This window comes from Comamonas sp. Z1, assembly GCF_008121555.1.
GTDB lineage: Bacteria > Pseudomonadota > Gammaproteobacteria > Burkholderiales > Burkholderiaceae_C > Comamonas > Comamonas thiooxydans.
Genome location: NZ_VOQT01000008.1, coordinates 25741 through 37170 on the forward strand (window position 1 = coordinate 25741; position 11430 = coordinate 37170).

Genomic DNA, 11430 nt, shown 5'->3' on the forward strand with positions numbered 1-11430 from the left:
CGGCTTTATGTAAGCGGTGGTTTGAGGAATTGATAGCGGTTGGTGCTGGTGTTGTCTGTGCTTGGGGCTGGTTTGGCTCGTAATTCGACTTCAGCCCTTCTTCTGGATGACGGAGCTGTCTGTATGCCTGCTTTTTGGGCAGAGGGCGGGTCTCGGCCCGCCATGCCGACCTACTTTCTTGTGGAAGAAAGTAGGCAAAGAGCCGGCCCCTGCTGCCCACGACCCCTTCGCTGCGTTTCACTTCGCTATGGGGCAACCTGCGCCTTCAAGCTCTTGGGGCTGTACGGCAAAACTCACTGCGCGCTTGCAGCGCTTCGCTCAAACAGGTCGCCGTAAAAGTGATGACGATGCAGTTGCACTCTGCGGTGCAACTGCCAGCCCCAAGAACTTGCCGTCGCAGGCGTGGGCACAAGGGGCAATACTGGATACGGGATAGCTTCTTTGGAAAATTAATAGCTGCTACCGCAATACAGATAAGCGAAAGAAGCCAATTTCGTCATAACTCTCGCAGGCCGTCCGCACCCGCTTCCACCCGTGTGTCAGCGCCTGCGGCACGCGGTTCAGGCTGTGGGCAACGCTGCCGCAGGACAGCGTTGCATCGTGCTCTGACCTGCCGCCGCTTGTTTGAGCGAAGCGCTGCAAGCGCGCAGCGAGTTGGGCGGCACCGCAGACTGAATGGCGTGACGCAGGTTTGCCCGGAGCGAAGCGCAGGGACGCAGACAGTCGGGTTTGTGTTCTTTGCTCACTTTCTTGCACAAGCAAGAAAGTGAGTCGCCAGCCGGGGCGAAATCCCGGCCTCTGTCGCTGGCGACAAAGCAATGCTTTTTTAATAGCTGTCAGTGCCTGAGGTGATCGGGTTGGAGGCCCATTTGACTTGAAGCCTCTGTTTTAGCGACATGCCTGATTAGTGGACAGTGGGCGGGCCTCAGCCCGCCATGCCGACCTACTTTCTGCTACCGGTATGCCGGACCACCAGAAAGTAGGCAAAGAGCCAGCCCCTACTGCCCCCGTTCCTTCGGCTGCGCCTGCGAGGGGAGCAGACACCTAACTATCACGCCCCCGGCAAAAAATACCCCGCCTTATGCTGATTTCGCGAACTGCTCACGCACAACTTCAACCGCGCCTCCATGTACTGGCGCACTTCCGAGCGGTCGCACATCTGCGCCAAATCCTCCCAGTACAGCAGGCTGGTGAAAGAAGCCTTTGCAGACTCAGGGCCATCGCCCTCGGCCACAGCTTCTGCGTGCCTCGCAGGGGTGGGAACATAGATAGGTCCATTCACCGGGGCGTAGTGCTGCACCGGGCGGCCTGCGGCTTCTTCCTTGCGGCGCGAGGTCAGCACAAAGTAATGCTGGCATGCGTCCGCCAGATGGGGCTTCTTGTCGGCGTCGAAGACCTTGTCCAGGCGCTCCAGCCCTTTGGCCACATCGGCGGCGTAAGTCCAGTTGCTCAGGTATTTGGTCTCGATGAACAGAAAGACCTGGCGCGCAGGGTCTGAGATGAGCACATCGGCCAGCTTGCTGCGCAGGCGTTCGTGGCACAGGTAGGCGTGGGTGTCAAACGAGATATGGGGGCTTTGAATGCCCAGGTCTTCGCGGCCCGTGACTTCCTGGATGTAGCGGTTGAACTGGACGATGCGCTTGGCATAGCCGGCCGTGAATTCGTTGAAAAAGTAACCGGCAAAAAACTTGCTGCAGAGGTTGCGCTCTTTTTCGGATTCGATGAGTGAGGCGTTCGAGAAGATCACTGATTTTTTCCTGGGCAGGCGCCACAGGGCATGGGGACCGAGGACTGGGATGAGCTGCAAGTAATAAGGCCGCAGGCATATGCTGCCTGCGGCCCTGGAGCGTGCTCCCATTATCTGGGGGCAGAGGCACGCCTTGAGGGACGTGCTTGTAACAGAGTTAGGCCAGCTTGGCCTTGAGCAGCTCATTGACCTGGCCGGGGTTGGCCTTGCCCTTGGACGCCTTCATGACCTGACCGACCAGGGCGTTGAAGGCCTTGTCCTTGCCGGCGCGGTATTGCTCCACGTTGGCAGGGTTGGCAGCAATCACCTCGTTGATGATGGCTTCCAGTGCGCCGGTGTCGTTGGACTGCTTGAGGTCCTTGGCTTCGATGATGGCGTCCACATCGGAGCCTTCACCGGTCCACAGGGCTTCAAACACCTGCTTGGCCGAGTTGTTGCTGATGACATTGCCGTGGATACGGGCGATCAGGGTGCCCAGCTGCTCGGCGCTGACCTTGACCTGGTCCATGCCGATCTCTTCCATGTTCAGGCGGCGCGAGATCTCGCCCATGACCCAGTTGGACGCCAGCTTGGGCTGGCCGCAGGTCTTGGCGGCGGCTTCAAAGTAGGCGGCCATGGCCTGGCTTTGCGTCAGCGTGGTGGCGTCGTACTCGGGCAGGCTGTATTGCTCGACAAAGCGCGCGGCCATGGCGCGGGGCAGCTCGGGCATCTCGGCCTTGACCTGCTCCACCCATTCGGGCGCCACGACCAGCGGAGGCAGGTCGGGGTCGGGGAAGTAGCGGTAGTCGGCCGCGTCTTCCTTGGTGCGCATGGCGCGGGTCTCGCCCGTGTCGGGGTTGAACAGCACGGTCGCCTGCTGGATCTTGTGGCCGTCCTCGATCTGCTCGATCTGCCAGAGGATTTCGTAGTCGATGGCGATCTGCATATTCCTGAACGAGTTCAGGTTCTTGATCTCGCGGCGGGTGCCCAGCGGCTGGCCGGGCTTGCGCACGGAGACGTTGGCGTCGCAGCGGAACGAACCTTCCTGCATATTGCCGTCGCAGATGCCGATCCAGGTGACGATCTTGTGCAGCTCCTTGGCGTAGGCTACGGCTTCGGCGGTGGAGCGGATATCGGGCTCAGTCACGATTTCCAGCAGCGGCGTGCCGGCGCGGTTCAAATCGATGCCGGACTGGCCGATGAACTCGTCGTGCACGGACTTGCCGGCATCTTCCTCCAGGTGGGCGCGCACCAGGCGCACGGTCTTGAGGACGTTGTTCTTGCCTTCTTCCAGATAGAAGCTGACTTCACCGCCTTGCACCACGGGGATCTCGAACTGGGAGATCTGGTAGCCCTTGGGCAGGTCGGGGTAGAAGTAGTTCTTGCGCGCGAAGATGGAACGCGGCGCAATCGTCGAGCCCAGCGACAGGCCGAGCTTGATTGCGCATTCCACGGCCTTCTTGTTCATCACCGGCAGCGTGCCGGGCAGGGCCAGGTCCACGGCGCTGGCCTGGGTGTTGGGCTCGGCGCCGAAGGCGGTGCTGGCACGGCTGAAGATCTTGCTGTTGGTCGCCAGCTGGGTGTGGGTTTCGAAGCCGATGACGACTTCGTAGCCATTGATTAGTTTCACAGTCATGTTCTTGCTTCAAAAAGTGGGCTGTATCCATGGCGCCGCGCATGAAACCGGCGCGGCCCGATCCAGGGACAGCGAGCAAGGGCCGCCCCGCAGCGAGGCTGTCGTCCCCCTTGAGGGGGAAGGCGCGAAGCGACTCAGGGGGTGTTTCATTTAAATGCCGGCGGGGCTCTTCAGGTGGAAGTCTGTCGCTTGCTGGAAGCGGTGGGCCGCGTTCAGCAGTTTGGCTTCGCTGAAGTAGTTGCCAATCAGCTGCAGGCCCACGGGCATGCCGCCGTCGCCGAAGCCTGCGGGCAGGCTGAGACCGGGCAGGCCGGCCAGCGATGCGGGCAGGGTGAAGATGTCTGCCAGGTAGTTGCTGACCGGATCGGCCTTGCCGCCAATGGCCCAGGCCGTCGTCGGCGCGGCCGCGCCGGCGATGACGTCGCAGTCCTTGAAGGCGGTCTGGAAGTCGTCGGCAATCATGCGACGGATCTTCTGCGCCTGCAGATAGTAGGCGTCGTAATAGCCTTCGGACAGCACATAGGCGCCGATCATGATGCGGCGCTTGACCTCGTCACCAAAGCCTTCGGCGCGGGTCTTTTTGTACATGTCGTTGAGGTCTTCGTACTTGGCGGCGCGATGGCCGAACTTCACGCCGTCAAAGCGCGACAGATTGGACGAAGCCTCGGCCGGAGCCAGGATGTAGTACACGGGCACGGACAGTTCGGTGCGCGGCAGGCTCACGGGCACCAGCTTGGCGCCCAGCTTTTCGTATTCCTTGAGCGCTGCGTCGACGGCTGCGCGGACATCGTCGGACAGGCCTTCACCAAAGAACTCGGCGGGCACGCCGATGCGCAGGCCTTCGATCGAGTCACCCAGGCGGGCAGCGAAGTCCTCGGCCGGGTAGTCCAGGCTGGTGGAGTCGCGGTCCAGATCGGGGCCGCACATCTCGGAGAGCAGCAGCGCGCAATCTTCGGCACTGCGGCCCATGGGGCCGGCCTGGTCGAGGCTGGAGGCAAAGGCGATCATGCCGTAGCGGCTGGCGCGGCCATAGGTGGGCTTGATGCCGGTGATGCCGCAGAACGAGGCGGGCTGGCGGATGGAGCCGCCGGTGTCGGTGCCGGTCACGGCCGGGGCCAGACGCGCGGCCACGGCAGCGGCCGAGCCGCCCGAGGAGCCGCCGGGCACGCGCTCGTTGTTCCAGGGGTTGCGCACGGGCTGTGCCGCGTCAAAGCCCACGGGGGCCACGGCCGAGTTCTCGTTGGCGCCGCCCATGGCGAATTCGTCGCAGTTGAGCTTGCCCAGGGTGACCACGCCGGACTCCGCCAGCTTGCGCACCACGGTGGCGTCAAACGGCGATTGGTAGCCCTCCAGCATCTTGCTGGCGGCGGTGGTGGGGAAGTCCTTGGTGACGAAGATGTCCTTGTGCGCAATGGGCACGCCGGCCAGCTTGCCGCCCTTGCCTTCGGCGATCAGGGCGTCGGCCGCCTTGGCCTGGGCCAGGGTGGCATCTTCATTGATGGCGACAAAAGCGCCCAGGTTCTGGTGCTGCTTGGCGCGGGCCAGGAAATGCTGGGCGGCTTCGGTGGCAGAGACCTGCTTGGCGCGCAGCTGCGCGGCCAGCTCGGCCACGCTCAATTGGTGGAGTTCGGTTTGGCTCATGTTCTTGTGGTTCCGCGCGTTTATTCGATGACCTTGGGCACGAGGAAGTAACCCTTTTCGGCTGCAGGGGCGTTCTGCATGTTGGCGTCGCGGTTATTGCCCTCACTTACCAAATCGTCACGTAGCCGTAAGGCGACGTCCTGGATGGCTGCCACCGGATGTGACAGAGGGCTGACGCCCGAAGTATCCACAGCCTGCATTTTTTCGACGATGCCGAAAAAGTTGTTTAGTTGCGCGAGCATGCGCTTACTTTCGTCTTGTGACAGTTCAAGGCGGGCCAAGTTGGCGATGCGCGCAATGTCTTGATCGTTCAATGCCATAGAAATTATTTAACAGGGCCGCCGCGTGTAAAGCAGTGTTTCTAACCCTGACAGTAGAAGTTATTCACAGGGGATACGGTATTATCTCGGCTTTGCCGCAATACCTCCGTTCGGCTGGTCATTGTGCAAAAAATGCCCACCACCCAGACTCCATTACCTTACATCCCGGCGACGGCCAGCCGATGCGCAAGCCGTGCCTGAGAGGACCCTGAATGTTCGGAGCTTTCCGTCGGTACTTCTCCACCGACCTTGCCATTGACCTTGGCACAGCTAACACCCTGATTTTCGCCCGAGACAAGGGCATTGTTCTGGACGAACCTTCGGTGGTTGCGATCCGTCACGAAGGCGGCCCCCACGGCAAGAAGGTGATTCAGGCTGTCGGCCGCGAAGCCAAGGCCATGCTGGGCAAGGTGCCCGGCAACATCGAAGCCATTCGCCCCATGAAGGACGGCGTGATCGCCGACTTCGTGATCACCGAGCAGATGATCAAGCAGTTCATCAAGATGGTGCATCCGCGCTCGGTGCTGACGCCCAGCCCCCGCATCATCATCTGCGTGCCCTGTGGCTCCACCCAGGTCGAGCGCCGCGCCATCAAGGACGCTGCCGAAGCTGCGGGCGCCACGGCCGTGTACCTGATCGAAGAACCCATGGCTGCCGGCATCGGCGCGGGCCTGCCCGTTTCCGAAGCCTCCGGCTCCATGGTGGTGGACATCGGCGGCGGTACGACCGAAGTGGGCGTGATCTCGCTGGGCGGCATGGTCTACAAGGGCTCCGTGCGCGTGGGTGGCGACAAGTTCGACGAGTCCATCATCAGCTATATCCGCCGCAACTACGGCATGCTGATCGGCGAGCCGACGGCAGAACTGATCAAGAAGCAGATCGGCTCGGCTTTCCCCGGCTCCGAAGTCAAGGAACTGGAAGTCAAGGGCCGCAACCTGTCCGAAGGCGTGCCGCGCAGCTTCACCATCTCTTCCAACGAAGTGCTGGAAGCGCTGACCGACCCCCTGAATCAGATCGTTTCCGCCGTGAAGAATGCGCTGGAGCAGACGCCTCCCGAGCTGGGCGCCGACATTGCCGAGCGCGGCATGATGCTGACCGGCGGCGGTGCGCTGCTGCGCGATCTGGATCGTCTGCTGGCCGAAGAGACGGGTCTGCCCGTGCTGGTGGCCGAGGAGCCGCTGACCTGCGTGGTGCGCGGTTGCGGCATGGCGCTGGAGACCATGGATCGCCAGGGCAGCATCTTCACCAGCGATTAATCGCTGTGCAATGTGGTGTTTTGCGGCACGCGGCATAGTGCGCGTACCGCAGCCACTTCCATGAACAGGGCCTGAGTCCGTGATACGCCTGCATACCGCGCTCTCTTTTTGCATTCCTTCTGATCCGGGAGGCCGTGCGCATGCGGCCATGCCGCGGGAGCACGCATGAGCCTGGACACCCTGGACCACCGCGCTCCATCACTGTTCAAGCAACAGGCCTCGCGCACTTCCCAGCTTGCCCTCTACAGCGCCTTGGCGCTGTTTTTGATGGTGGCCGACGCGCGCTTCAAGATCACCACGCCGGTGCGCGCGGCCTTGTCGGTGGCGCTGTCGCCCGTGCAATGGTTGGTGGCCCAGCCCGTGCTGGCCTATCAGAACGCTAGCCGCTATGCCGAGGTGCAGCAGCAGGCCGTGGCCCGCGAGGATGCTGCGCGCAAGGAGCTGGTCGTCATGGCTCAGCGCGCCGAGCTGGCCGACGAGTTGATCAAGGAGAACGAGCATCTGCGCTCCATGCTGGAGTTGCGTGAGCGCTCGTTGACGCCGGGGCAGGTGGCCGAGGTGGTCTATGACAGTCCTGACCCCTATACGCGCCGCGTGGTGATCGACAAGGGGCAGGCGGACAATATTGCGCCGGGCTCGCCCGTGCTCGATGAAAAAGGCGTGATAGGTCAGGTCACGCGCGTCTATCCGACGCGTGCCGAGGTCACGCTGCTCATCGATCGCGATCAGGCCATTCCCGTTTTCAACCCGCGCACTGGCGCGCGCAGCGTCGCCTATGGCGATGCATCCTCGACCCGCGCCGGCGGATTGGAGCTGCGCTTCATGCCTAGCAACGCCGATGTACAGGTGGGCGATCTGCTCACCACCAGCGGTATTGACGGGCTTTATCCCACGGGCCTGCCCGTGGCCAAGGTGGTGACCGTGGACCGCCGTGCCGACTCGGCCTTTACCCGCATCTACTGCGAGCCCGTGGGCCGTGTGCAGGGCGTGCGCCATGTGATGGTGCTCAAGCCCCAGGGCCGTACCGAGCATCCCGAGGCCGCCAATATGCAGGCCCAGGCCGATGCCGAGAAGGCCGACCGGGCTGCCAAGGCACGTGGCAAAAAGGAGGCGGCCGCTGCCGAAAAGGAGAAGGCCGCCGTTGAGAAGGCGGGGACCAAGGCCGCCAAGCCTGCAAAGGATCCCGCATGATCATGCCGCGCGGCCAGCAGCTGTTGCTGCCGGTCAATCCTCTGTTCATCGTCGTCACCCTGGTGGTAGGCCTGGCCGTCAACATGCTTCCGCTGGGCCGCATCGTCTGGCTGCCGGACATGTTGCTGCTGCTGCTGGCCTTCTGGAGTCTGAATCAGCCGCAGCGCGTGGGCCTGGGTATTGCCTTTGTGCTGGGGCTGATCATGGATGTGGACCGGGCCTCGCTGCTGGGCCAGCATGCCCTGGCCTATACCTTGCTGGTTTTCGTGACGGGCTGGATGAGTCGCCGCCTGCTCTGGTTCTCGAGCCCTGTGCAGGCCCTGCACCTGTTGCCGGTGTTTGCTGCGGCGCACGGCATTCAGGTTCTGCTGCGTGTGGCGACGGGAGGCATCTTCCCCGGGCTGGAGTTTCTGATAGCTCCAGTGATCGAGACCTTGCTGTGGCCTGTGGTCAGCGCTTTGCTGCTGGCGCCGCAGCGCCGTGCGCCGGACAGCGATGAAAACCGGCCTCTGTAGATGAAAGCCCCCTTGAGTCGCTGCGCGCCTTTCCCCCTCTCGCTTCGCGGGAGGGGACGACTGCCTCGCTGCGGGGCGGCCCTTGCTTGCAGTCACTGGCTTGGCGTGCGGGGAGCCTGCGCATGATGGAGATTCGCAACACCGAAGTCGAGCTGCAGCGCTTCCGGATGCGTGCAGTCGTCATGGGCTGCGTGGTGTTCCTGGCGTTCTGTCTGCTGGTCTGGCGTCTGCTGGTGCTGCAGGTCGAGCGCCATGAGGAATTTGCCGAGCGGGCCGAGAGCAATCGCACGGCGGTGGTGCCCATCGTGCCCAACCGGGGCCAGATCCTGGACCGCAACGGCGTGGTGCTGGCGACCAATTACTCGGCCTATACGCTGGAGATCACACGCTCCAAGGTCGAGGATCTGGACGAGACCATCGAAGGGCTGTCCGGGGTCATAGAGATCACGCCGCGCGACCGCCGCAAGTTCAAGCGGCTCATGGATGACTCCAAGAGCTTTGAGTCGATTCCGATCCGCTCGCGCCTGACGGATGAGGAAGTCGCCAAATTCGCGGCTCAGCGTTATCGCTTTCCGGGCGTGGATATCAAGGCCCGCCTGTTCCGCACCTACCCGCTCAAGGAAACCGGCAGCCATTTGATCGGATACATCGGTCGTATCAACCAAAGAGAAAAAGAAGAGATCGACGACTCCGACGATGCGGCCAACTACCGTGGCACCGAGGTCATGGGCAAGCTGGGGGCCGAAAAGAGCTATGAGCTGCAGCTGCACGGTCAGACCGGCTGGGAGGAAATGGAAACCTCGGCTGGCGGCCATGCCGTGCGCCGCCTGGGCAGTCGCCCTGCCACGCCGGGACACAGCCTGCAGCTATCGGTGGACATCAAGCTGCAGAAGATGGTGGAAGACCTCTACGGCAACCGCCGCGGCGTGGCCATCGCCATGGATCCGCGCAACGGCGAGGTGCTGGCCATGGTCAGCAAGCCGACCTACGACCCGAATCTGTTTGTCGACGGCATCGACCAGGAAAGCTGGAAGGCACTCAACGAATCGCTGGACCGCCCTTTGCTCAACCGTTCCATGCGCGGCACCTATCCCGTGGGCTCGACCTACAAGCCCTTTATGGGCCTGGCGGGCATAGAGACCGGCAAGCGCACGCCGGGCACGGTGATCCAGGACGGCGGCTCCTGGACTTTCGGCGGCCACACCTTCCGCTCCGGCCATGCGCTGGGCCCGGTGGATCTGGCGCGCGCCATCCAGCATTCCAGCAACGTCTATTTCTACACGCTGGCCAACGAGATGGGTGTGGATGCGATTCACGATTTCATGAAGCCGCTGGGCTTTGGTCAGATCACCGGCATCGATCTGCCCGGCGAGGTGCGCGGCGTGCTGCCCAGCAAGGAGTGGAAGCGCAAGACCTACAAGCGCGCAGCCCAGCAGCAATGGTTTGCAGGCGAGACGATTTCTCTGGGTATCGGCCAGGGCTACAACAACTTCACCATCCTCCAGCTCTCGCATGCGCTGGCCACGCTGGTCAACAACGGCATGAGCTTCACGCCCCATGTGGGCAAGGAGCTGATCGACTCCGTCACCGGTACGCGCACGGCCATTGTTCAGCCGGCACCCGTCAATCTGGGCTACAAGCAGAGCAATGTCGATGTCGTCAAGCGCGGCATGGTCGGAGTGGTGACCGGCGGCACGGGCCGTGGCGTCTTCGGCAGTGCCAGCTATCTGTCGGGCGGCAAGACCGGCACGGCCCAGGCAGTGAGCGTGGGCCAGAAGGAAAAGTACAACGCTGCGCGTCTGGCCGAGTACCAGCGCGACCACTCGCTCTATATCGCCTACGGCCCGGCCGAAGCGCCCAGGATTGCCGTGGCCGTGATTGTGGAGAATGCTGGCTTCGGTGCAGCGGCTGCCGCGCCTATCGCACGCCGCATACTGGACTACTGGCTGGTGGGCAACTATCCCAGCGAGGCTGATATCGCTGCCGTGCGCCAGGGCAAGGCAGGCGCACCGATCGGCACGCCGCGTCGTGTGGAAGATATCTCGGTGCTGTCCGACGACGAAACAGCACCTTGATAAATTGATAGCTGTTAACGCTTGCTGTGTAATGGTTTAACGCAGAAAAGCGTCGTAACCTGTCTTCAGAATCAGCAGGCTGACCACGCCGATGAAAATCGTGCGCACAAAGCCCGTGCCGTGGCGCAAGGCCATCCAGGTGCCAAGCATGCTGCCCAGCACATTGGCCACGGCCAGCGGAATCGCAAAGTGCCACCAGACATGGCCCTTGAGAGTGAACAGCAGCAGTGCCGCGGCGTTGGAGGCCAGGTTCAGCAGCTTGGCGCTGGCCGAGGCGTTGAGGAAGTCATAGCCCAGCAGGCGCACGAACAGGAACACGAAGAAGCTGCCTGTGCCCGGGCCGAAGAAGCCGTCGTAGAAACCGATCAGCAGGCCGATGGCGCTGGCGGTCAGCATCTCGGTGCGGCCTGCCAGGCGCGGCTCGTGGTCGCGGCCCAGCTCTTTTTTGGCCAGGGTGTAGCCCAGCACGCCCAGCAGGATGAAGGGCAGCAGCTTGCGCAGAAAATCGGGCGAAATCAATGTGACAGCCCAGGCTCCGAGAAAAGCTCCCACCAGCGTCGTGCCGATGGCGGGTACCAGCGTGGCCCAGGTGATATGCACACGCTTGCTGTACTGCCAGGCGGAAATGGCCGTGCCCCAGACGGCGGCACTCTTGTTGGTTCCAAACAGCGTGGCAGGCGTGGTGGTGGGGAAGGCTGCAAACATGGCCGGCACCAGAATCAGTCCGCCGCCTCCCACGATGGCGTCAACAAACCCGGCCAGGGCCGAGGCGAGGGAAACAAGAATCCATTCCATGGAGCAAATGCCTGCAATTGGTGCATGCCGTGAGCAACGCGCGTTGCCGCTGGGCGGCGCTGCCGGAGGCGGGATGAAGAAGCCAGGGGAGAGCGGGCTTGAATGCCCGAGGATGGCGCCGGCATTGTCGCACCGCAGCCTCAAGCTTGTGCGCAGGCATAAAAAAAGCGCCCACTGTGGGGCGCTTTTGAACGCATCTTTGATGCTTTTATATGTATTGGTCTGGTTGTGTCGAGTTGTCTCCTCGGCCCTCCATGCTGCTTCGTGGAGCAGCG

General features: G+C 62.6%; 9 protein-coding genes. 4 read left to right on the top strand and 5 right to left on the bottom strand.

Annotated features, from left to right (window positions below):
• Positions 1–1051: 1051 nt before the first annotated feature.
• The 4 genes from FSY45_RS15290 to gatC form a co-directional block, all read right to left on the bottom strand.
• Positions 1052–1747, bottom strand: coding sequence for a hypothetical protein (locus FSY45_RS15290; protein WP_046460291.1), 696 nt, complete (start codon positions 1745–1747; stop codon positions 1052–1054).
• A 157-nt stretch (positions 1748–1904) separates the two neighbouring features.
• Complete coding sequence (gene gatB / locus FSY45_RS15295) at positions 1905–3362, bottom strand: Asp-tRNA(Asn)/Glu-tRNA(Gln) amidotransferase subunit GatB (protein WP_039050962.1); 1458 nt, start codon at positions 3360–3362, stop codon at positions 1905–1907.
• A 150-nt stretch (positions 3363–3512) separates the two neighbouring features.
• Entirely contained in the window at positions 3513–5003 is a 1491-nt protein-coding gene (gatA, locus tag FSY45_RS15300) for an Asp-tRNA(Asn)/Glu-tRNA(Gln) amidotransferase subunit GatA (protein ID WP_046460292.1), read from the bottom strand.
• A 20-nt stretch (positions 5004–5023) separates the two neighbouring features.
• Positions 5024–5323: an Asp-tRNA(Asn)/Glu-tRNA(Gln) amidotransferase subunit GatC gene (gene gatC, locus FSY45_RS15305; protein WP_003070403.1), complete on the bottom strand. Its 300-nt coding sequence runs from the start codon at positions 5321–5323 to the stop codon at positions 5024–5026.
• Positions 5324–5535: 212 nt separating this feature from the next.
• Here gatC and FSY45_RS15310 point away from each other — a divergent pair, with 212 nt between their 5' ends.
• From FSY45_RS15310 to mrdA, 4 genes are all read left to right on the top strand, one after another.
• Positions 5536–6579: a rod shape-determining protein gene (locus tag FSY45_RS15310; protein WP_003059473.1), complete on the top strand. Its 1044-nt coding sequence runs from the start codon at positions 5536–5538 to the stop codon at positions 6577–6579.
• A gap of 165 nt (positions 6580–6744) precedes the next feature.
• Positions 6745–7770, top strand: coding sequence for a rod shape-determining protein MreC (gene mreC / locus FSY45_RS15315; RefSeq protein WP_046460293.1), 1026 nt, complete (start codon positions 6745–6747; stop codon positions 7768–7770).
• A complete protein-coding gene (gene mreD, locus FSY45_RS15320; protein WP_046460294.1) occupies positions 7767–8285 on the top strand; it encodes a rod shape-determining protein MreD in 519 nt (172 codons plus the stop codon). The genes mreC and mreD overlap by 4 nt, the downstream gene beginning before the upstream one ends.
• A 122-nt stretch (positions 8286–8407) precedes the next feature.
• Positions 8408–10360: a penicillin-binding protein 2 gene (mrdA, locus tag FSY45_RS15325; protein WP_046460295.1), complete on the top strand. Its 1953-nt coding sequence runs from the start codon at positions 8408–8410 to the stop codon at positions 10358–10360.
• Between the two features lie 36 nt (positions 10361–10396).
• On the opposite strand, the gene FSY45_RS15330 is transcribed toward mrdA, so the two are convergent.
• Positions 10397–11155 carry a TSUP family transporter gene (locus FSY45_RS15330; protein ID WP_003070412.1) on the bottom strand — a complete coding sequence of 253 codons (759 nt, stop codon included), beginning with the start codon at positions 11153–11155 and terminating at the stop codon, positions 10397–10399.
• Positions 11156–11430 lie beyond the last annotated feature (275 nt).